This is a genomic window from Herbaspirillum seropedicae (assembly GCF_001040945.1).
GTDB lineage: Bacteria > Pseudomonadota > Gammaproteobacteria > Burkholderiales > Burkholderiaceae_D > Herbaspirillum > Herbaspirillum seropedicae.
The window spans coordinates 5411223-5431924 of record NZ_CP011930.1 but is presented as its reverse complement, the minus strand read 5'-3'; the positions used below and the strand labels follow the sequence as shown (position 1 = coordinate 5431924).

The window sequence follows — 20702 nt, the reverse complement described above, 5'->3', positions numbered from 1 at the left end:
GGGGCCGTTTCTTTCATGGAACTGGAGTCCCCGATGGGAAAGACTGCCCCCCTGATGCTGGTCGATGATGATCCCGACCTGCTTCGCCTGTTGACGCTGCGCCTCAATGCCAGCGGCTACCGCATCCTGGCCGTGGAGAGCGCCGAGGCCGCGCTGGCGCAGCTGGCCATCTCGCTGCCGGCGCTGGTGATCACCGATGTGCGCTTGCCCGGCATGGATGGGCTGGCCCTGTTCGCCGAGATCCGCAGCCGCTATCCGGCCTTGCCGGTGATCCTTCTTACCGCGCATGGCACCATCCCTGATGCAGTGGACGCCACCACCCAGGGCGCCTTCGCCTATCTGACCAAGCCCTTCGACGGCCATGTGCTGCTCGACAAGGTCGCCCAGGCCCTGAGCCTGGCGGCGCCGGCGCCGCTGTCGCCGGACCAGTCGTGGCGGGCCGACATCCTCAGCCGCAGCCAGCGGGTGGCCGAGCTGCTGGCCGAGGCCCGGCTGGTGGCGGCCTCCGACGCGAGCATCCTGATCCGGGGCGATAGCGGCACCGGCAAGGAGCTGCTGGCGCGCGCCATCCATCGCGCCAGTGCACGCGCCGAGCAGCCTTTCATCGCCGTCAATTGCGGCGCCATCCCCGAGCAGTTGCTGGAGTCCGAGCTGTTCGGCCACGTCAAGGGCGCATTCACGGGCGCGGTCGAGCATCGCGAAGGGCTGTTCCAGGCCGCCCATGGCGGTACCTTGTTCCTCGATGAGATCGGCGACATGCCCCTGCCCCTGCAGGTCAAGCTCTTGCGGGTGTTGCAGGAAAAAACGGTGCGCCAGGTCGGCGCCAACCAGGCTGGCGAGGTCGATGTGCGCATCATCTCAGCCACCCATCGCGACCTCGAAGCGGCCATGCGCGAAGGACAGTTCCGCGAGGATCTGTATTACCGCCTCAATGTGGTGACGCTGCACCTGCCGGCGCTGGAAGAGCGGCGGGAGGATATCGCGCTGCTGGCCAATCACTTCCTCAAGACCATTGCGGCCAAGTATCCCAAGCGCCTCACCGGGTTTGCCCCCGACGCGCTGGAGATATTGAGCCTGGCGCACTGGCCGGGCAATGTGCGCCAGCTCTATAACGTGGTGGAGCAGGTCTGCGCCTTGTCCACCGCACCCTTGATCCCGGCGTCCCTGGTGCAGCGCGCCCTGCGCACGCCGACCCTCGATCTGCTGCGTTATGCCGAGGCCAAGCAGAAGTTCGAGCGTGATTACCTGATCCGCTTGCTCAAGTTGACTGATGGCAACGTGTCTGACGCCGCCCGGCTGGCTGATCGCAACCGTACCGAGTTCTATCGCCTGTTGCAGAAGAATGGACTGGATCCCCGGCGTTTCCGCGGTGGGGAAGAGGCTGTCGTCGCGGGGCGACAGGAGGAAAGGCTTTGAAATCAGGGACTTAATCTCTTCAACGGAGGAAATTTGTCCTCCCTCGGCGACAGAAAAGCGGGTTGGGGTGGGGCATTGCAGAGCCCCATTTCCTTGGCGAGATCGCCAAGTCATTGAATTCATTGAGGAAAATTCCTGCTGGCATGGGCTTTGCGATAGCAGGGACAGAGGCGCCTATATAGAGCAATGTTCTGTCCCTATATAGAGCGCTGCCACGATGACTGATCAATAAGGAGATAGACCATGAAAAAGACTACCTTCACCGCCCGCCTGCTGGCCGCCAGCCTCTTGGTAACTGCAGCAGCTCCGGCAGTTCAGGCCGCGGATCGTGCGGCACCCGTGACCGCCCAGAAGGCGGGAGCCTATATTGATGACTCCGTCATCACCGCCAAGGTCAAGGCCGCCCTGGTGGAAGACAAGCAGGTTTCGGCCATGAAGATCAACGTCACCACCAAGGATGGCGTGGTCACCCTGAAGGGATCGGTGCCTAGTGCCGAACTGGGGCAGCACGCCTTGCAGCTGGTCGCAGGTATTGAAGGTGTACGGGACGTGAAGAGCGACCTGACGGTCAAGGCTGGTTAAGCACCCCCACACCCGGAAGAAATGAAACCGGGCCGTCCCGTCAGGGACGGCCCGGTTTTACTTTGCTGTTGGTGGTCATGGGGTTTCGTGCTGAAAGCCTTGTGTGGCTTGGGTTTGCTGCTGATCAAGAGGAAGTCGCCAGGACTATCTTCTAAATTATTTCAATTATTTTTCAAAAAGGGCTTGCACAGCCGATGGTGGGTTGCTATAGTTCGCCCCCTGCTGACGCGACACACGAAGCGAAGTTGAAAAACGAAGCGACGGAGGTCGGCGAAGCAAAGAGTAGTGAAGCAGTTTGTAGGGCGTTTTAAATGGAAGTAGTCAAAGCGGCAGTTAAGCGAAGACGAAAAAATTTAAAACGAATCGCAAAAAAGTAGTTGACGCGATAAACAAACTGCTACATAATCTCGTTTCTCTGCTGCTGACGAACAAAACGATTCGCAGCGATGCAAACAGCGCCAAGCGCGTTTGCGGCAGACAAGATCTTTAAAAATTAACAGCCGATAAGCGTGGGCGTTTAATGAAGTGCGACAGAACTTCGGTTCTGGAAACTTTAAATATTAAATGCTCACAAGAAATATAGGTAAGTTCGCAAGAAATTACCTGTCAGTATTTTGAGAGAGCGATGCCCTTCGGGGTAGCCAGAAATGGCACAAAACAGAGATTAAACTAAAGAGTTTGATCCTGGCTCAGATTGAACGCTGGCGGCATGCCTTACACATGCAAGTCGAACGGCAGCATAGGAGCTTGCTCCTGATGGCGAGTGGCGAACGGGTGAGTAATATATCGGAACGTGCCCTAGAGTGGGGGATAACTAGTCGAAAGATTAGCTAATACCGCATACGATCTACGGATGAAAGTGGGGGATCGCAAGACCTCATGCTCCTGGAGCGGCCGATATCTGATTAGCTAGTTGGTGGGGTAAAAGCCTACCAAGGCGACGATCAGTAGCTGGTCTGAGAGGACGACCAGCCACACTGGGACTGAGACACGGCCCAGACTCCTACGGGAGGCAGCAGTGGGGAATTTTGGACAATGGGGGCAACCCTGATCCAGCAATGCCGCGTGAGTGAAGAAGGCCTTCGGGTTGTAAAGCTCTTTTGTCAGGGAAGAAACGGTTTTGGCTAATATCCAGAACTAATGACGGTACCTGAAGAATAAGCACCGGCTAACTACGTGCCAGCAGCCGCGGTAATACGTAGGGTGCAAGCGTTAATCGGAATTACTGGGCGTAAAGCGTGCGCAGGCGGTTGTGTAAGACAGATGTGAAATCCCCGGGCTCAACCTGGGAATTGCATTTGTGACTGCACGGCTAGAGTGTGTCAGAGGGGGGTAGAATTCCACGTGTAGCAGTGAAATGCGTAGATATGTGGAGGAATACCGATGGCGAAGGCAGCCCCCTGGGATAACACTGACGCTCATGCACGAAAGCGTGGGGAGCAAACAGGATTAGATACCCTGGTAGTCCACGCCCTAAACGATGTCTACTAGTTGTCGGGTCTTAATTGACTTGGTAACGCAGCTAACGCGTGAAGTAGACCGCCTGGGGAGTACGGTCGCAAGATTAAAAACTCAAAGGAATTGACGGGGACCCGCACAAGCGGTGGATGATGTGGATTAATTCGATGCAACGCGAAAAACCTTACCTACCCTTGACATGGTCGGAATCCTGAAGAGATTTGGGAGTGCTCGAAAGAGAACCGGCGCACAGGTGCTGCATGGCTGTCGTCAGCTCGTGTCGTGAGATGTTGGGTTAAGTCCCGCAACGAGCGCAACCCTTGTCATTAGTTGCTACGAAAGGGCACTCTAATGAGACTGCCGGTGACAAACCGGAGGAAGGTGGGGATGACGTCAAGTCCTCATGGCCCTTATGGGTAGGGCTTCACACGTCATACAATGGTACATACAGAGGGCCGCCAACCCGCGAGGGGGAGCTAATCCCAGAAAGTGTATCGTAGTCCGGATTGGAGTCTGCAACTCGACTCCATGAAGTTGGAATCGCTAGTAATCGCGGATCAGCATGTCGCGGTGAATACGTTCCCGGGTCTTGTACACACCGCCCGTCACACCATGGGAGCGGGTTTTACCAGAAGTGGGTAGCCTAACCGCAAGGAGGGCGCTCACCACGGTAGGATTCGTGACTGGGGTGAAGTCGTAACAAGGTAGCCGTATCGGAAGGTGCGGCTGGATCACCTCCTTTCTAGAGTGCGCACGAAGTTAAGCGTCCACACTTATCGGCTGTAATTCAAAGAACAGTTATTTGGTGAAGCGCGGTCTGTGGCAAACGTCACTGACTGGCTACTGATACTGATCCAAGCGGGTCTGTAGCTCAGCTGGTTAGAGCACCGTGTTGATAACGCGGGGGTCGTTGGTTCGAGCCCAACCAGACCCACCAAGGTTTCGGGGGTTTAGCTCAGCTGGGAGAGCACCTGCTTTGCAAGYAGGGGGTCGTCGGTTCGATCCCGTCAACCTCCACCAAGAAATGTCAAACCTAAGTCAGCGTTCAAGTTGGCGTAGTGATTTAGGTTTGATCTTTTACGATCAATGGCTGTTTTTGTTCTTTAACAATCTGGAAGAAGTAAAGATTCATTTAAACGATCGCCAGGACTTCGGTTCTTGCGAAAGTAAAAATGGGTGTGATTGTATCAATCAAAGTATTACGAAGTGATCTTAGCAATTAGAAGACTTACTTTGGAATACGGCAAACGCTAAAACTCAACGCTTCTTTATAACGCTCTTGCAAAAGAGGCTAACGTTATAGGAACAAGCGAATAAGTGCRCATGGTGGATGCCTTGGCGATTACAGGCGATGAAGGACGTAGTAGCTTGCGATAAGCTGCGGGGAGCTGGCAAACAAGCTTTGATCCGCAGATTTCCGAATGGGGAAACCCGGCCGTAAGGTCATCGTTATCTGAATACATAGGGTAACGAAGCGAACGTGGCGAACTGAAACATCTAAGTAGCTACAGGAAAAGAAATCAACCGAGATTCCCAAAGTAGTGGCGAGCGAAATGGGATCAGCCTGCAAGATTTAGCATCAACGATAGCAAAACGGAATGGAAAGTCCGGCCATAGTGGGTGATAGCCCCGTATGCGAAATCGATGGTGTGGAACTAGGCTTGCGACAAGTAGGGCGGGACACGTGAAATCCTGTCTGAACATGGGGGGACCATCCTCCAAGGCTAAATACTCGTAATCGACCGATAGTGAACCAGTACCGTGAGGGAAAGGCGAAAAGAACCCCGGAAGGGGAGTGAAATAGATCCTGAAACCGTGTGCATACAAACAGTAGGAGCCTCKAAAGGGGTGACTGCGTACCTTTTTGTATAATGGGTCAGCGACTTACATTCAGTGGCAAGCTTAACCGAATAGGGAAGGCGCAGAGAAATCGAGTCCGAATAGGGCGTTCAGTCGCTGGGTGTAGACCCGAAACCAGATGATCTATCCATGGCCAGGTTGAAGGTSCGGTAACACGCACTGGAGGACCGAACCCACTAATGTTGAAAAATTAGGGGATGAGCTGTGGATAGGGGTGAAAGGCTAAACAAATCTGGAAATAGCTGGTTCTCTCCGAAAACTATTTAGGGTAGTGCCTCAAGTATCACCATCGGGGGTAGAGCACTGTTATGGCTAGGGGGTCATCGCGACTTACCAAACCATTGCAAACTCCGAATACCGATGAGTGCGAGCTTGGGAGACAGACGCCGGGTGCTAACGTCCGACGTCAAGAGGGAAACAACCCAGACCGCCAGCTAAGGTCCCAAAGATTGGCTAAGTGGAAAACGAAGTGGGAAGGCTAAAACAGTCAGGAGGTTGGCTTAGAAGCAGCCATCCTTTAAAGAAAGCGTAATAGCTCACTGATCGAGTCGTCCTGCGCGGAAGATGTAACGGGGCTAAGCCAGTCACCGAAGCTGCGGATATCCGTAAGGATATGGTAGGAGAGCGTTCTGTAAGCCTGTGAAGGTGTCTTGTAAAGGATGCTGGAGGTATCAGAAGTGCGAATGCTGACATGAGTAGCGATAATGCGGGTGAAAAGCCCGCACGCCGTAAGCCCAAGGTTTCCTGTTCAACGTTCATCGGAGCAGGGTGAGTCGGCCCCTAAGGCGAGGCAGAGATGCGTAGCTGATGGGAAGCAGGTTAATATTCCTGCACCGTCGTTAGATGCGATGGGGGGACGGATCGCGGAAGGTTGTCCGGGTGTTGGAAGTCCCGGTTTTGCATCGAAGAAGGCTGTTAGGCAAATCCGGCAGCGTAATTCAAGGGTGTGAGACGAGCGAACTTGTTCGCGAAGCAATCGGAAGTGGTTCCAAGAAAAGCCTCTAAGCTTCAGTCTAACGAGACCGTACCGCAAACCGACACAGGTGGGCGAGATGAGTATTCTAAGGCGCTTGAGAGAACTCGGGAGAAGGAACTCGGCARAATTGGTACCGTAACTTCGGGATAAGGTACGCCCAAGTAGTTTGACTGGCCTGCGCCAGAAGGACAAAAGGGTTGCAATAAAATGGTGGCTGCGACTGTTTAATAAAAACACAGCACTCTGCAAACACGAAAGTGGACGTATAGGGTGTGACGCCTGCCCGGTGCTGGAAGATTAAATGATGGGGTGCAAGCTCTTGATTGAAGTCCCAGTAAACGGCGGCCGTAACTATAACGGTCCTAAGGTAGCGAAATTCCTTGTCGGGTAAGTTCCGACCTGCACGAATGGCGTAACGATGGCCACACTGTCTCCTCCCGAGACTCAGCGAAGTTGAAATGTTTGTGATGATGCAATCTACCCGCGGCTAGACGGAAAGACCCCATGAACCTTTACTGTAGCTTTGCATTGGACTTTGAACCAATCTGTGTAGGATAGGTGGGAGGCTTTGAAGCAGGAACGCTAGTTTCTGTGGAGCCGACCTTGAAATACCACCCTGGTTTGTTTGAGGTTCTAACCTTGGTCCGTTATCCGGATCGGGGACAGTGCATGGTAGGCAGTTTGACTGGGGCGGTCTCCTCCCAAAGTGTAACGGAGGAGTTCGAAGGTACGCTAGGTACGGTCGGACATCGTGCTAATAGTGCAATGGCATAAGCGTGCTTAACTGCGAGACTGACAAGTCGAGCAGGTACGAAAGTAGGACATAGTGATCCGGTGGTTCTGTATGGAAGGGCCATCGCTCAACGGATAAAAGGTACTCTGGGGATAACAGGCTGATTCCTCCCAAGAGTTCATATCGACGGGGGAGTTTGGCACCTCGATGTCGGCTCATCACATCCTGGGGCTGTAGCCGGTCCCAAGGGTATGGCTGTTCGYCATTKAAAGTGGTACGTGAGCTGGGTTTAAAACGTCGTGAGACAGTTTGGTCCCTATCTGCCGTGGGCGTTGGAAGTTTGAAGGGGGCTGCTCCTAGTACGAGAGGACCGGAGTGGACGAACCTCTGGTGTATCGGTTGTCACGCCAGTGGCATTGCCGAGTAGCTAAGTTCGGAAGAGATAACCGCTGAAAGCATCTAAGCGGGAAACTCGCCTTGAGATGAGACTTCCCGGGAACTAGATTCCCCTAAAGGGTCGTTCGAGACCAGGACGTTGATAGGTCAGGTGTGGAAGCGCAGTAATGCGTTAAGCTAACTGATACTAATTGCCCGTGCGGCTTGTTCCTATAACATTAGCTCTGTTATAGMCAAGTTGAGCATATATTGTGTTTGCCCTAGTGCATCACACCCCAGAATCTAAAATACTTCTTCCAGTTTGGGTTGGTTGCTGCTCCAGCGAGAGCAACTGACTTTACAAGTTATGCCTGATGACTATAGCAAGTTGGTACCACCCCTTCCCATCCCGAACAGGACCGTGAAACGACTTCGCGCCGATGATAGTGCTGCAACCAGTGTGAAAGTAGGTCATCGTCAGGCTTGTTACTCCCAAGAACCCTCGTTACGCAAGTAGCGAGGGTTTTTGCTTTGGGGAATCCGATCAAGTTCTGGATGCTGCTGCCTTGATGCCGCATCCTCGGCTGCCCTATCCTCACCAGCCTCACCATCCCCTCTGTCATTCCCTCCAGCATCGACAACATCTCCGGGCCAGGCTCGTCCTTCAACTCGGACCAGTCGCCTGGCCGTGTTCTCCACAGCCTTCCCGTCTGAATGCGGTCCTCCTCTTTGTTGTCCACAGCGACCTTCCCAGGTACGTAGAAAAAGCTATCTTGTGCACAGGCGCAGTCTTCGCGGTCGCGAACAGGCTGCCAACGAAATTCCCTAACACTTTGCAAAGCCAGGCAGCTGCAGCGAAGGCAAATAAAAAAGCCGGCAAAGCCGGCTTTCCTAATTCATTGATTGTTGGATCAAGTTACGAAAAACAAGCTCCAATTATCCACAAGCCCGCTCGCAGCGCGCATTTCCTGCCTTATACACAAGCTGTTCCATCCAGGTCCGTGAGGAGAAAAACTTATACACAGCTGTCACAATGAAAACCCCGTAGCAGCTCCGCCCCATGAAGGTCTGTAGAAAAAACTAAGTTTTCCACACCCCATACCCCAACTCCACAACTAACATTTCGCCTCTTCAGCCCGCCACCACCCTTACATGCACCGAAGCGTTCAAGCCTTCGATCGTGCCATCCTCTCCCACCCGATTGCGCAAGCTGATCGTTGCCTGCATCGAGTCCACGATCTCTCCGCAGATGGTGAGCCCCAATCCTCCGGCGGATGAGACATTCGAGGAAAATGCCTTGAATACATTCTCCATCGCCTGGTCATCAATCCCCTCTCCGCTATCCCAGATCAACAGCTCGGCGACGTCTTCCCGCGCAGTGATCCGGATGCCTAGCCGCCCTTGCGCCGGTGTATGCCGGATCGCGTTATGCAAGAGATTGGAAATCAGCTCGCCTATCATCCAGGGATGTCCCATGACGAGGATCTTCTCCGCCTCCAGCTCGAAGTCTAGGTCCTTCTCGGCAATCAGTGGCGACAGGTCCACCGCCGTCTCCCGCGCCAGCATGCCGAGGTCACACACCTCCTGCGCCCCTCGCCCACGGATTTGCTCGACCTTGGCCAGCGACAGCAATTGATTGGCCAGCGTGGTCGCACGCTCCACCGTCCCGGACATCTCCTGCCAGATCACCGGCGCCGGCGCATCGCCTCGCAAGCCAGATTGCAGCTGGGTTTTCAACACCGCCAGCGGCGTGCGCAACTGATGTGACGCGTTGGCGACGAAGCGCTGCTGATGATCCAGCAAACGCCGTAACCTTGCCATCAACTGATTCAGCGCATCGATGAAGGGCTGCAATTCGCGCGGCGCCATCGGCGGCGCAACGGGCGACAAGTCATCCGCCGGTCGCTCATCGAGTTGCCGTCGCAACGCATCCACCGGTTGCAAGGCCCGCCGCACCACATACAAGGTCACCGAGACGATCACCACCAGCAACGCCGCCTGGCGAATCAAGGTCTCCCAGAAGATCTTGCGCGCCAGCGCACTGCGGTTCTCCATCGTCTCGGCCACCTGCACCAGCGCCGCGCCACGCGGATCATTGGTCACCACCGGCTGGAACAGCGCCGCCACCCTCACCGGCACGCCGTTGTAGGTATCCTCATAGATGTGCGCCAGCGCCGGATAGATGGCCTCCTTGTCGGCCTTGCCCTTGTACGAGGGAAGATCGGCGTCACCGTCGAAGAACTTGCCGTCCAGTCCGTTGATGCGATAGATCATCCGGCTCGAGTAATCAGCCTCATAGATTTCCAGCGCCGCATAAGGCAGCGATGCCTTGAGCTCGCCATTCTCGATGCGCAACAGGTCGCCAATGGAGTGCACCGACGCAATCAGCATCCGGTCATAGGCCGTGTTCACCGACTCCAGCGTATTGCGATAAAGCGAGAAGGAATCGATGATGATGAACAGCGCAATCGGCGAGATGATCCACGCCAGCAGATAGGCCCGCACCGAGCGCCGCCGTGAAAACAGATGCGCCACCTTCAGCCCTCGCCGCCCTGCTGCTGCCGGTCGCGCAGCAGATAACCCAGTCCGCGCAAGGTCATGATTTCCGCGCCCGTCTCCATGAGTTTCTTGCGCACGCGATGCACCACCACCTCGATGGCTTCGAGCTGGGTACTCTCTTCCATCGGGAACACCAGCCGGAACAGCTTCTCCTTGGTCACCGCATGTCCTGGCTTGGCGATCAGCGCCTTCAACAGCGTATGCTCGCGCGGTGTCAGCTCCAGCGGGTCGTCGCCACAATAGAAGGCCCCGGAGCCGCGATCAAAGCGCAAGCGCCCGCAACGCTGCACGCCATCATCGGCATTGGTGCGACGGCGCAGCAAGGCGCGGATGCGCGCGTCCAGTTCATCCAGATCGAAGGGCTTGGCCAGATAGTCATCGGCGCCGGCATTCAAGCCCACCACACGGTCGCCCACGGCGCCACGCGCTGTCAGCACGATCACCGGGGTGCCGATGTCTTGCGAGCGGATGCGCTGCAGCAGGTGCAGTCCATCCAGTCCGGGAATATTGAGGTCCAGCACCACCAGATCACCGATGCCATCCTTGATATGCGATAGCGCGCTGATCCCATCAGCGCAATGCGTGACCTGGAAACCGCGCCGCTCCAATGCCCTCAGCAAGGCGCGCGACATGTCGATGTCGTCCTCTACCAGCAGGATATGCATGATCTCCCATGTCGTTATCGTTGTGCAGCCGCCTTTATACCGCCAAACCGCGCCAGGCGCGAGCCCCGCATGGATGCGCTTTGAAAGCAGATTGAAAGCCACTGGAAAGGCAGCTGCAAGGAAAGCCCGTCATTCGGGCCAGCGGCGGGTAGCAAAAGCCGCCCCCCTCGCCTACACTGCCGCACATCGCCGGCTGCGCACCCAATGACACTGCCGTCGCGACCGGCACCAAGACCAAAACCATCTCCAGGAGACAGCATGACCCCACGTCTGATCAAGACCCTGTTGGCACTCGCCCTGGCCGCTCCGGCCATCGCCTTCGCCCAGGACACCTGCAGCAATCGCGGCGACCTCGACCAGCAATACTGCGACGCCAACCACGACCTGACCGCCGATACGCCCACCGATCCCAAGAAGCTGAAGACGCCCAACACCCTGGTCTTCACCTTCACTCCGGTGGAAGACCCGGCCGTCTACGACAAGATCTTCAAGCCCTTCACCGACTACCTGTCGCAATGCACGGCCAAGAAGGTCGTGTTCTTCCAGGTGCAGTCCAATGCCGCTGAAATCGAAGCCATGCGCTCGGGCCGCCTGCACGTCGGCGGCTTCTCGCCTGGCCCGACCAACTTCGCCGTCAACATCGCCGGCGCCGTGCCCTTTGCCGTCATCGGCGACGCCAAGGGCTACCAGGGTTACACGCTCAACGTGATCGTGCGCAAGGACAGCACTATCCAGAAGATGACCGACCTCAAGGGCAAGAAGGTCGCCCACACCGCCCCCTCTTCCAACTCCGGCCACATGGCGCCGATGGCGCTGTTCCCCAAGCTGGGCGTGACCCCGGACAAGGACTACAAGGTCATCTTCTCCGGCAAGCATGACCAGTCCATCCTGGGCGTGAACTCGGGCGACTACGATGCCGCTGCCGTCGCCTCCGACGTGTTTGACCGCATGGTGGAGCGTGGCGTGATCAAGGCCGAGAACTTCCGCGTCATCTGGCACAGCGAGAAATTCCCGACCCAGGACTTCGCCTATGCGCACGACCTGGAGCCGAACTTCCGCGACAAGATGCTCAAGTGCTTCTACGACTATCGCTTCACCGATGAGCTCAAGAAGGCCTTCGCCGGTTCCGATCGCTTCTACCCGATCAACTACAAGAAGGACTTCGAGATGGTGCGCTTCGTCGCCCAGTCCGCCGGCGAATCCTTCAACCGCGCCGCCTACGACAAGCAGAACGCCGGCAAGAAGTAAGCACCGCCGTGCGGCACCCATGACCGTCCAGGTCCGGATGCCGCATCAAGCTCCCAGCAGCCACAGGCATCAGCAAGCACCAGCAAGCAACACGGCCCCTGCGCGACCGCAGGGGTTGCGGCCTCTCGCATCCCGCGTAAAGCCGTGCATCACCCGAGACATCACCAGAGAAAGCGCCTCCCATGTCACACGCCATCGAAATCCAGGGCCTGGTCAAGGAATACAAGCCCGGTCACCCCATCCTCAAAGGCATCGACCTGAAGATCGGTGACGCCGGCCTGATCGCCATCATCGGCCCTTCCGGCACCGGCAAGTCCACCCTGATCCGCTGCATCAACCGCCTGGTCGATCCCAGCCGCGGCGCGATCTGGTTCGAAGGCGAAGGCAAGCGCGTGAACCTGGCCGAACTGCGCGGCCGCGCCCTGCGCGAGCAGCGCCGCCACATCGGCATGGTGTTCCAGGAATACAACCTGGTGGAACGTCTTTCCGTGATGGAGAACCTGTTGTGTGGAAGACTGGGCTACGTCAACGCCTTCACCGCCTGGCGCCGCAACTTCGCCAAGGAAGATATCGCGCACGCCTTCGAACTGCTGGACACGGTCGGCCTGGGCAACTTCGCCAACCAGCGCGCCGATGCGCTCTCCGGCGGCCAGCGCCAGCGCGTGGGCATTGCCCGCGCCCTGATGCAGCGCCCACGCCTGCTGCTGGCCGATGAGCCGACCTCCTCGCTGGACCCCAAGACCTCCTTCGAGATCATCTCGCTGCTCAAGGAACAGGGGCGCGCCCAGAAGATCCCGGTCATCGTCAACATCCACGATGTGGAACTGGCCAAGCGCTATGCCGACCGCATCATCGGCATGTCCGGTGGTCACGTGGTCTACGACGGCAATGCCGAGAACCTGTCGGACGACTTCCTCAAGCAGATCTACGGTGGCGAGGACTGGCTGGCATGACGACCTCCAACACCTCCCCCACCGCCCGCGTGAGCCTGGCCTTCAGACCGCAACTGGCCACCCGCGTCGTCATCTGGCTCATCGCCCTCTACGCCATCTACGCGGCCACGCAACTCGGCTTCTCGTGGGAGCGTTTCTCTTCGGGCCTCGGCAATGGCGCCAAGTTCCTGGGCCGCATGTTCCCGCCCGATCTGTCCAAGGGCGACATCCTCTGGGGCGGCATCAAGGAAACCCTGCAGATCGCCGTGCTGGCCTCGCTGTTCGGCATCCTGTTCTCGTTGCCCATCGGCCTGATGGGCGCACGCAACCTGATGCCCTCGTGGATTTCGTGGCCTGCCCGCGCACTGGTGTCGGTGTGCCGCTCGCTGCATCCGGTGATCGTGGCCATCCTGTTCGTCAAGGCGGTGGGCTTTGGCGCGCTGGCCGGCGTACTGGCGCTGATCGTGGCCTCCATCGGCTTCATCGGCAAGCTCTTCGCCGAAGCCATCGAAGAGATTTCCATCAAGCAGGTCGAAGCCATCCGCGCCACCGGGGCTTCCTTCATGAACGTGATCCTGTTTGGCGTGCTACCGCAGGTGATGTCGCGCTTCGTCGGCTTCTCCACCTACCAGCTCGACTCCAACCTGCGCAACTCCACCATGGTCGGCATCGTCGGCGCCGGCGGTGTGGGCGGCGTGCTGTTCTCTGCCTTCCAGCGTTTCGACTACGACTTTGTCTTCACCATCCTGGTCACCATCATCACCATCATCGTCGTCGGCGAACTGCTGGCGAATTCGGTCAAGAAGGTCTTCAATGTCTGATACCGTCCTCCCCCGCCCCGCTGCCGCGCTCAACCCGGCCCAGCGAGAATGGCAGCGCCACACCCCGCTGCAGCGCGTGCTGCGCTTCACGGTGTGGCTGGTCATCGCACTGGCCGTGGTGCAATCGCTGCGCTACATCGAGATCATCCCCGAGTTCCTCTACGATGCGCCCGAGCAGATGAGCGACATGCTCGCCCGCATGTGGCCCATCGACTGGGCCTACTTCGGCAGCGACGTGCAGGCCGGCCTGATCGAGACCCTGCACATCGCCACCCTCGGCACCCTGCTCTCCATCGTGCTGGCCATTCCCTTCGGTCTGCTGGTGGCGCCCAACCTGACCCGCCATCGTGGCCTGAACCTGTTTGCCCGCATCGTGCTGGTGGCCAGCCGCTCGGTCAATTCGCTGGTGTGGGCGCTGCTGTTCCTGGCCATCTTCGGCCCCGGCCCGCTGGCGGGCACCCTAGCCATCGCCTTCCGCTCCATCGGCTTCGTCGGCAAGATGGCCGGCGAAACCATCGAGCAGATGCCGCGTGGTCCCATCGAAGCCCTGCAGGCGTCGGGCGCGAGCAAGTTCTCCGAGATCTGGTATGGCTACTGGCCGCAACTGAAGCCCGCCTTCATGTCCATCGTGCTGCTGCGCTGGGACATCAACGTGCGTGAATCGGCCGTGCTGGGCATCGTCGGCGCTGGTGGCGTGGGCATGGTGCTCGATACCGCGCTGAACCTGTTCCAGTGGCCGCGCGTGGCTACCGTGCTGGTCTCCATCTTCGCCATCGTGATCGTGACCGAAGTGGTGGTCACGCAGATCCGCAAGCGCATTCTCTGACCGGGAGCCAGCATGAAAGCACGTGGCACGGAAGGCATCACCTATCCTCCGCAGTACGATGTGCTGGTGGTCGGCGGCGGCATCAATGGCGCGGGCATCGCGCGTGACGCCGCCGGACGCGGCCTGTCGGTGGCCCTGTGCGAACAGCACGACCTGGCGCAGCACACCTCATCGTCTTCCAGCAAGCTCATCCACGGTGGCCTGCGCTACCTGGAGCATTACGAGTTCGGCCTGGTGCGCAAGGCGCTGATCGAACGCGAAGTGCTGTTGCGCAGCGCCCCGCACATCATGTGGCCGCTGCGCTTCGTCATGCCGCATGACCAGGGACAGCGCCCGGCCTGGCTGATCCGCCTGGGCATGTTCCTCTACGATCACCTGGCCCGGCGCGAGCTGCTGCCCGGCTCGCGGGCGCTGGACCTGCGCCGCCACGCCTCCGGTGCGCCCTTGAAAGCGCAATTCACGCGTGGCTTCGTCTATTCCGATGGCTGGGTCGATGATGCGCGGCTGGTGGTCTTGAACGCCATGGATGCCGCCGAAAAAGGCGCGCACATCATGACCCGCACCCGCTGTGAATCCCTGACCCGCCAGGACAACGGCTGGCAAGCGGTGCTGCGCCGTGAGGACGGCCATGCCATGCAGGTGCGTGCACGCTGCGTGGTCAACGCCGCCGGCCCGTGGGTGGCGCAGTTCCTGGGCGGTGCGGCCCACGTGCATTCGAGCAAGTCGGTGCGCCTGGTCAAGGGCAGCCACATCGTGGTGCCGCGCCTGTTCGAGCACGATCACGCCTACATCTTCCAGAACCCGGATGGCCGCATCGTCTTTGCCATTCCCTACGAGCAGGACTTCACGCTCATCGGCACCACCGATATCGAGTACCAGGGCCGGGTGGAAGACGTGGCCATCTCCGCGGATGAGACGGCTTATCTCTGCCAGTTGGCCAATCGCTATTTCGAGAAGCCCATCACGCCAGACGATGTGGTGTGGTCCTATTCGGGTGTGCGCCCGCTGCTGGAAGACGCCGCCGCCGATGCGTCCGCCGTCACGCGTGACTATCAACTGGACCTGAACCTGCAAGGCGCCCCGCTGCTCTCCATCTTCGGCGGCAAGATCACCACCTTCCGCAAGCTGGCCGAGGAAGCGGTGGACATGATCGCGCCGGTGCTGGGCAACCAGCGCGGCGCCTGGACAGAACACGGCTGCCTGCCGGGCGGCGACCTGTATGGTGCGCAGCCGTCCAACCGCTCGGTGCGCCAGTTCGATCAATACGTGCAAGGCTTGCAGCAGCAGTATCCGTGGCTGCCGGCTGCATTGTTGCAACGCTATGCGCGCGCCTATGGCAGCCGCACGCATACGCTGCTGGAAGGAAGACAGAACGTGGAAGAGATGGGAGAAGAGATTCTGGACGGGCTCTACGCCGCCGAGGTGGACTACTTGCTGCGTCACGAATGGGCCAGCAATGCGGCCGACATCCTGTGGCGCCGCTCCAAGCTCGGCCTGCATTTCCCCAAGGGCAGCGAGGCCGTGCTGGATGCCTGGCTGGCCGCACGCGGCGGCCAGCAGTCAGGTCGGGAACAAGCGCACGAAGCGCTTGAGCTGGCTCAGGCAGCCAGCAGGTAAGCACCCACGGCGGCAATACCCACACCGCCGATGCGCACCACGCGGTCGGCCATCTGCTGACCGGCGATGAGGCCAATGCCCAGGCCGGCGGCATGCAGCAATGCGGTGGCGGCGATGAAGCCGGCGCCGTACATCGCCGCCGAGCTGCCATGCGGCAGTTCAGCACCGTGCGCGTAACCATGGAACATCGCAAACAGCGACACCACCAGCGTGCTGCCCCACAGCGGCATGCGCACGGCAAAGGCGATCAGCAAGCCCAGCACGGCCACCGAAGCGGCGATGCCGGTTTCCACGGCCGGCACCTGCAGGCCGGCGAAGGCCAGCAGCGCACCTGCCACCATCATCAGCGGGAAGGCCAGCGGCAGCACCCACAGGGCGCGCTGCTTGTTCTGCGCCGCCCACAGGCCCACGGCCAGCATGGCCAGCAGGTGATCGATGCCCGAGAACGGGTGGGCGAAGCCGGCCGCCATGCTGGCCGAGGCATCCATGGCGGAGCCCGGATGGCCGGGGTGCGCCAGGGCAGTGCCGGCCGCCAGTGCGGTGACGGCCAGAACGCCCAGGCGGGCGCGGGTCTTGGTCGAGAGGGTCAACATGTTTTCTCCTTGGGCTGATACGGCAGATTCTTGATCGGTGAAATGACAGGGTTCAGGTTCAGTTCTTCGGCTTCTCGTCCAGCAAGCCCTGCTTGCGGATGTATTCGATGACCTTCTCCACCCCGTCGCCACTGCGCAGGTTGGTGAACACGAAGGGGCGTTCACCGCGCATGCGCTTGGCATCGGCCGCCATGATATCCAGATTTGCGCCCACGTAGGGGGCCAGGTCGGTCTTGTTGATGATCAGCAGGTCCGAACGGGTGATGCCGGGGCCGCCCTTGCGCGGAATCTTTTCGCCACCGGCCACGTCGATCACGTAGATGGTCAGGTCCGACAGTTCCGGGCTGAAGGTGGCAGCCAGGTTGTCACCGCCGGACTCCACCAGGATCAGGTCCAGGTCGGGGAAATCGGCGCTCATGCGGGCGATGGCTTCCAGGTTGATGGAGGCGTCCTCGCGGATGGCCGTGTGCGGGCAGCCGCCGGTTTCCACACCCATCAGGCGTTCTGCCGGCAGTGCATCGGCGCGCAGCAGGATTTCCATGTCTTCCTTGGTGTAGATGTCATTGGTGATGACGGCCATGTCGTAATGGTCGCGCATGCGCTTGCACAGCATTTCGCACAGCGCCGTCTTGCCGGAACCGACCGGGCCGCCGATGCCCACGCGCAGCGGATTGGAAGTGGAATTGCTCATGGTTGGTCTCTTGATCTCTTGGTCGTGTTGGAACGAAAACGATATAAACGATTTCGGTAATTCAATCATTAAGAACGATAGATGCGGCTGTACTGCACCTCATGCTGCATCGACAGCAGCGACAGCCCCGGCGCCCAGTTGCACAGCTCGTCATCCTCCAGCGTGAGCGCGGTGGCCGCGGCCTTTTCCAGTTCCGGCTGCAGCGACAGCAAGATGCGCTGCCCCGCCACCTGGCCCAGTGGCACCGTCTTCACGCAGGCCAGCACCTGGTTCTCGGCCCAGGCGAACAGCATGCCCAGCACCGCCGCTTCACGCGGCACCTGCAAGGCCACTGTGGCAAAGGCCAGCGAGGTCGGTAGCGGCAGTTCCGGCTGGCCCTGCAGGATGGCCAGCAAGGTCGCGTCGCCCAGCTTCAGGTCAGTGACCAGCTTGCCCAATGAGTAGCCCATCTGGATGGTCTCGGCACGAAACTCGGAAGTGTCGCGGGCCGCGATGAAGCGTTCGGTCCACAAGCTGACCTTTTCTGCATCACGGGCCTCGAAGGCCGCCACCAGGCGCGCAAAAATGGGGGCTTCGAAACGCGCCACCACTTCATGCAGCGCATGACCGATCCAGTTGCGCGCCGTGGCTTCGCTGCTGACCCGGCCATTCTCGATGGCCGCCTCCAGCCCTTGCGAATAGCTGTAGGCGCCAATCGGCAAGGACGGGCTGCTCAGTTGCAGCAGATGCAGCAAGGCGCTGGCTTGCATGGGTCAGCCCTCTTCCTTCTTGTCGCTCGGACGATGGATCTTCTGGCGCAGCGGAATCGGCGCCAGCGGATTGTGGTGATGGTCGTCGCCATGATGGTGATGACCGCCGCCATAGGCACCCGCTTCCGGCTCGAAAGCCGCCAGCTCTTCAGTCACGCGCGCCCCCAGCCCTTCCAGCATTTCCTTCAGCACCGGATCCTTGCGGATGCGCAGGAATCCGACGCCGCCTTCCTGCCCCACATGCGCCTGGGTATGGCGATTGCCGAGATGGAAGGCGCAACGCAGCAGCAGGTGCGCATCGGCCGCATCGACGCGATAGGTCGCTTCGGCCTTGGCGACGATCTTGACCACGCGGCCATCATCGCCGCGCAGCAGGTCGCCATCGCGCAGTACCGTACCGCGCACGGTGAACACCGCCACGTCCTCGCCCGAACGCAGGGTGGCGCGCAGGCGGCTCTTCTCGCGCTGGTCGTAGGGCAGTTCCAGTTCGCCGTCGATCCGCTCGGCCTGGGCTATCTTGGTATTGAGAGTGAGCATGAAGAAATCTAAAGAAAATCAGAACAGGAAATAGCGTTGCGCCAGCGGCAGCGAGACCGCCGGTTCGCATACCAGCAACTCGCCATCGGCGCGCACTTCATAGGTCTCGGCATCGACCTCCATCTTCGGCGTGGCGCCGTTGTGGATCATGTCGCGCTTGCGCAGGTTGCGCATGTTCTTCACGGCCACCACGGGCTTGTTGAGCTTCAACTGCTCACCGATGCCGGCATCGAAGGCGGCCTGCGAGACGAAGGTCATCGAGGTCTTCAGGCCACCGCCATAGGCTCCGAACATCATCCGGTAATGCACCGGCTGCGGCGTCGGAATCGAGGCGTTCGGGTCACCCATCTGGGCGGCTGCGATCATGCCGCTCTTCAAGATCATCGACGGCTTGGCGCCGAAGAAGGCCGGCTTCCACAACACGATGTCGGCCAGCTTGCCCACCTCCAGCGAACCGACCACGTGCGCGATGCCGTGGGTGATGGCCGGGTTGATGGTGTACTTGGCGATGTAGCGCTTGATACGGAAGTTGTCGTTGCGGGAAGTGTCTTCCTTGAGCGAACCGCGCTGCACCTTCATCTTGTGCGCGGTCTGCCAGGTGCGCATGATCACCTCGCCCACCCGGCCCATGGCCTGCGAGTCGGACGACATCATCGAGATCGCGCCGATGTCATGCAGGATGTCTTCGGCGGCGATGGTCTCGCGGCGGATGCGCGACTCGGCGAAGGCGATGTCTTCGGCGATGGCCGGGTCCAGGTGATGGCAGACCATCAGCATGTCCAGGTGTTCGTCCAGCGTATTGACCGTGAAGGGACGCGTCGGATTGGTCGAGGACGGCAGCACGTTGCCCTCGCCCACGGCGGCGATGATGTCCGGTGCATGGCCGCCGCCTGCGCCTTCGGTGTGGAAGGTGTGGATGGTGCGGTCCTTGAAGGCGGACAGGGTGTGTTCCAGGAAGCCGCCCTCGTTGAGCGTATCGGTGTGGATGGCCACCTGGATGTCCATGCGGTCGGCCACCGTCAGGCAGTTGTCGATGGCCGCCGGGGTCGAGCCCCAGTCCTCGTGCAGCTTCAAGCCGATGGCGCCGGCGCGGATCTGTTCTTCCAGCGGTAGCGGCAGGCTGACGTTACCCTTGCCCAGGAAACCCAGGTTCATCGGGAAGGCGTCGGCCGCGGCCAGCATGGAATGGATGTGCCACGGGCCGGGCGTGCAGGTCGTCGCCGCCGTGCCCACGGCAGGACCGGTGCCGCCGCCCAGCATGGTGGTCACGCCGCTCATGAGGGCTTCCTCGATCTGCTGCGGACAGATGAAGTGGATGTGGCTGTCGATGCCGCCGGCGGTGACGATCATGCCTTCACCCGCGATGATTTCGGTAGCGCCACCGATGGCCATGGTCACGCCAGGCTGGATGTCGGGATTGCCGGCCTTGCCGATGCCGGCGATCTTGCCCGACTTGATGCCGATGTCGGCCTTGACGATGCCCCAGTGATCCACGATCAGGGCATTGGTGATGACGGTATCCATCACGTCCGCATGGGCGCGTTGCGACTGGCCCATGCCGTCGCGGATCACCTTGCCGCCGCCGAATTTCACTTCCTCGCCATAGACCGTATAGTCCTTCTCCACCTCCAGGAACAGCTCGGTATCGGCCAGGCGCACGCGGTCACCGACGGTGGGGCCAAACATCTCGGCATAGGCCGAACGGGAAATCTTGCTCATTTGGTTTGCCCCTTCTTGTCGTTGCCATGCTGGGCCTTCAGCTTGCCCATCACCAGCGCATTGAAGCCATAGACGCGGCGGTCCCCTGCCAGCGCCACCAGTTCCACCGTGCGTTCCTGTCCGGGCTCGAAGCGCACTGCCGTACCGGCTGCGATGTTGAGGCGCATGCCATAGGCCGCTTCACGTTCGAAGCGCAGCGCCGGATTGGTTTCGTAGAAATGGAAGTGGGAGCCGACCTGGATCGGACGGTCGCCGCTGTTGGCCACCGTCACCGTCACGGTGGGGCGGCCGGTGTTGAGTTCGATGTCGCCGGGTTCGACCAGCATTTCGCCTGGAATCATGACG

The 20702-nt window shown here is 59.6% G+C and carries 15 protein-coding genes, 2 tRNA genes and 3 rRNA genes; 12 read left to right on the top strand and 8 right to left on the bottom strand.

Going from position 1 to position 20702, the window contains the following annotated elements; genetic code table 11:
- Positions 1 to 33 precede the first annotated feature (33 nt).
- The 7 genes from ACP92_RS23660 to rrf all read left to right on the top strand — a co-directional run bounded on the left by ACP92_RS23660 (position 34) and on the right by rrf (position 7883).
- Positions 34 to 1416, top strand: coding sequence for a sigma 54-interacting transcriptional regulator (locus ACP92_RS23660; RefSeq protein WP_041311374.1), 1383 nt, complete (start codon positions 34 to 36; stop codon positions 1414 to 1416).
- Between the two features lie 243 nt (positions 1417 to 1659).
- Positions 1660 to 1998 carry a BON domain-containing protein gene (locus ACP92_RS23655; RefSeq protein ID WP_013236649.1) on the top strand — a complete coding sequence of 113 codons (339 nt, stop codon included), beginning with the start codon at positions 1660 to 1662 and terminating at the stop codon, positions 1996 to 1998.
- Positions 1999 to 2664: 666 nt separating this feature from the next.
- Positions 2665 to 4198 (top strand): 16S ribosomal RNA (locus tag ACP92_RS23650).
- 118 nt (positions 4199 to 4316) lie between these two features.
- A tRNA-Ile gene (locus ACP92_RS23645) sits at positions 4317 to 4393 on the top strand.
- Between the two features lie 7 nt (positions 4394 to 4400).
- Positions 4401 to 4476: transfer RNA gene (locus ACP92_RS23640), tRNA-Ala, on the top strand.
- A 283-nt stretch (positions 4477 to 4759) separates the two neighbouring features.
- Positions 4760 to 7633: ribosomal RNA gene (locus ACP92_RS23635) — 23S ribosomal RNA — on the top strand.
- A 137-nt stretch (positions 7634 to 7770) separates the two neighbouring features.
- A 5S ribosomal RNA gene (gene rrf, locus ACP92_RS23630) occupies positions 7771 to 7883 on the top strand.
- The 16S, 23S and 5S rRNA genes sit together here with 2 tRNA genes alongside, the layout of an rRNA operon.
- 648 nt (positions 7884 to 8531) lie before the next feature.
- Here rrf and ACP92_RS23625 read toward each other — a convergent pair.
- Both ACP92_RS23625 and ACP92_RS23620 read right to left on the bottom strand, forming a co-directional pair.
- Positions 8532 to 9935, bottom strand: coding sequence for a sensor histidine kinase (locus ACP92_RS23625; protein WP_013236648.1), 1404 nt, complete (start codon positions 9933 to 9935; stop codon positions 8532 to 8534).
- A gap of 2 nt (positions 9936 to 9937) precedes the next feature.
- A complete protein-coding gene (locus ACP92_RS23620; RefSeq protein ID WP_013236647.1) occupies positions 9938 to 10624 on the bottom strand; it encodes a response regulator transcription factor in 687 nt (228 codons plus the stop codon).
- A 258-nt stretch (positions 10625 to 10882) separates the two neighbouring features.
- Here ACP92_RS23620 and phnD point away from each other — a divergent pair, with 258 nt between their 5' ends.
- From phnD to glpD, 5 genes are all read left to right on the top strand, one after another.
- The gene (phnD, locus tag ACP92_RS23615) at positions 10883 to 11872 is read left to right on the top strand and encodes a phosphate/phosphite/phosphonate ABC transporter substrate-binding protein (RefSeq protein WP_013236646.1); all 990 of its coding nucleotides are present in this window, start codon (positions 10883 to 10885) and stop codon (positions 11870 to 11872) included.
- A 182-nt stretch (positions 11873 to 12054) separates the two neighbouring features.
- The gene (gene phnC / locus ACP92_RS23610; RefSeq protein ID WP_013236645.1) at positions 12055 to 12825 is read left to right on the top strand and encodes a phosphonate ABC transporter ATP-binding protein; all 771 of its coding nucleotides are present in this window, start codon (positions 12055 to 12057) and stop codon (positions 12823 to 12825) included.
- Positions 12822 to 13625 carry a phosphonate ABC transporter, permease protein PhnE gene (phnE, locus tag ACP92_RS23605; protein WP_013236644.1) on the top strand — a complete coding sequence of 268 codons (804 nt, stop codon included), beginning with the start codon at positions 12822 to 12824 and terminating at the stop codon, positions 13623 to 13625. The genes phnC and phnE (ACP92_RS23605) overlap by 4 nt, the downstream gene beginning before the upstream one ends.
- Positions 13618 to 14451 carry a phosphonate ABC transporter, permease protein PhnE gene (phnE, locus tag ACP92_RS23600; RefSeq protein WP_013236643.1) on the top strand — a complete coding sequence of 278 codons (834 nt, stop codon included), beginning with the start codon at positions 13618 to 13620 and terminating at the stop codon, positions 14449 to 14451. Before phnE (ACP92_RS23605) ends, phnE (ACP92_RS23600) begins: the two co-directional genes overlap by 8 nt.
- 12 nt (positions 14452 to 14463) lie before the next feature.
- On the top strand, positions 14464 to 16068 hold the full coding sequence (gene glpD, locus ACP92_RS23595) for a glycerol-3-phosphate dehydrogenase (protein ID WP_013236642.1): 1605 nt from the start codon (positions 14464 to 14466) through the stop codon (positions 16066 to 16068).
- Here glpD and ACP92_RS23590 read toward each other — a convergent pair.
- The 6 genes from ACP92_RS23590 to ACP92_RS23565 form a co-directional block, all read right to left on the bottom strand.
- Entirely contained in the window at positions 16050 to 16661 is a 612-nt protein-coding gene (locus ACP92_RS23590; RefSeq protein ID WP_013236641.1) for a HupE/UreJ family protein, read from the bottom strand. The two genes, glpD and ACP92_RS23590, sit on opposite strands and share 19 nt — an antisense overlap.
- 58 nt (positions 16662 to 16719) lie before the next feature.
- A complete protein-coding gene (ureG, locus tag ACP92_RS23585; RefSeq protein ID WP_013236640.1) occupies positions 16720 to 17352 on the bottom strand; it encodes an urease accessory protein UreG in 633 nt (210 codons plus the stop codon).
- 68 nt (positions 17353 to 17420) lie between these two features.
- Positions 17421 to 18101, bottom strand: a complete 681-nt coding sequence (locus ACP92_RS23580; protein ID WP_013236639.1) for an urease accessory protein UreF — start codon at positions 18099 to 18101, stop codon at positions 17421 to 17423.
- Positions 18102 to 18104: 3 nt separating this feature from the next.
- Entirely contained in the window at positions 18105 to 18638 is a 534-nt protein-coding gene (gene ureE, locus ACP92_RS23575; RefSeq protein WP_013236638.1) for an urease accessory protein UreE, read from the bottom strand.
- Between the two features lie 18 nt (positions 18639 to 18656).
- A complete protein-coding gene (ureC, locus tag ACP92_RS23570) occupies positions 18657 to 20357 on the bottom strand; it encodes an urease subunit alpha (RefSeq protein ID WP_013236637.1) in 1701 nt (566 codons plus the stop codon).
- On the bottom strand, positions 20354 to 20698 hold the full coding sequence (locus tag ACP92_RS23565; RefSeq protein WP_013236636.1) for an urease subunit beta: 345 nt from the start codon (positions 20696 to 20698) through the stop codon (positions 20354 to 20356). The genes ureC and ACP92_RS23565 overlap by 4 nt, the downstream gene beginning before the upstream one ends.
- Positions 20699 to 20702 lie beyond the last annotated feature (4 nt).

Bases quoted from the DNA above. Each gene is read 5' to 3' on its own strand.
- ACP92_RS23660 (WP_041311374.1), top strand. From the start codon at position 34: ATGGGAAAGACTGCCCCCCTGATGCTGGTCGATGATGATCCCGACCTG.
- ACP92_RS23655 (WP_013236649.1), top strand. From the start codon at position 1,660: ATGAAAAAGACTACCTTCACCGCCCGCCTGCTGGCCGCCAGCCTCTTG.
- ACP92_RS23620 (WP_013236647.1), bottom strand. From the start codon at position 10,624: ATGCATATCCTGCTGGTAGAGGACGACATCGACATGTCGCGCGCCTTG.
- phnD (WP_013236646.1), top strand. From the start codon at position 10,883: ATGACCCCACGTCTGATCAAGACCCTGTTGGCACTCGCCCTGGCCGCT.
- phnC (WP_013236645.1), top strand. From the start codon at position 12,055: ATGTCACACGCCATCGAAATCCAGGGCCTGGTCAAGGAATACAAGCCC.
- phnE (WP_013236644.1), top strand. From the start codon at position 12,822: ATGACGACCTCCAACACCTCCCCCACCGCCCGCGTGAGCCTGGCCTTC.
- phnE (WP_013236643.1), top strand. From the start codon at position 13,618: ATGTCTGATACCGTCCTCCCCCGCCCCGCTGCCGCGCTCAACCCGGCC.
- glpD (WP_013236642.1), top strand. From the start codon at position 14,464: ATGAAAGCACGTGGCACGGAAGGCATCACCTATCCTCCGCAGTACGAT.
- ACP92_RS23590 (WP_013236641.1), bottom strand. From the start codon at position 16,661: ATGTTGACCCTCTCGACCAAGACCCGCGCCCGCCTGGGCGTTCTGGCC.
- ureG (WP_013236640.1), bottom strand. From the start codon at position 17,352: ATGAGCAATTCCACTTCCAATCCGCTGCGCGTGGGCATCGGCGGCCCG.
- ACP92_RS23580 (WP_013236639.1), bottom strand. From the start codon at position 18,101: ATGCAAGCCAGCGCCTTGCTGCATCTGCTGCAACTGAGCAGCCCGTCC.
- ureE (WP_013236638.1), bottom strand. From the start codon at position 18,638: ATGCTCACTCTCAATACCAAGATAGCCCAGGCCGAGCGGATCGACGGC.
- ureC (WP_013236637.1), bottom strand. From the start codon at position 20,357: ATGAGCAAGATTTCCCGTTCGGCCTATGCCGAGATGTTTGGCCCCACC.
- ACP92_RS23565 (WP_013236636.1), bottom strand. From the start codon at position 20,698: ATGATTCCAGGCGAAATGCTGGTCGAACCCGGCGACATCGAACTCAAC.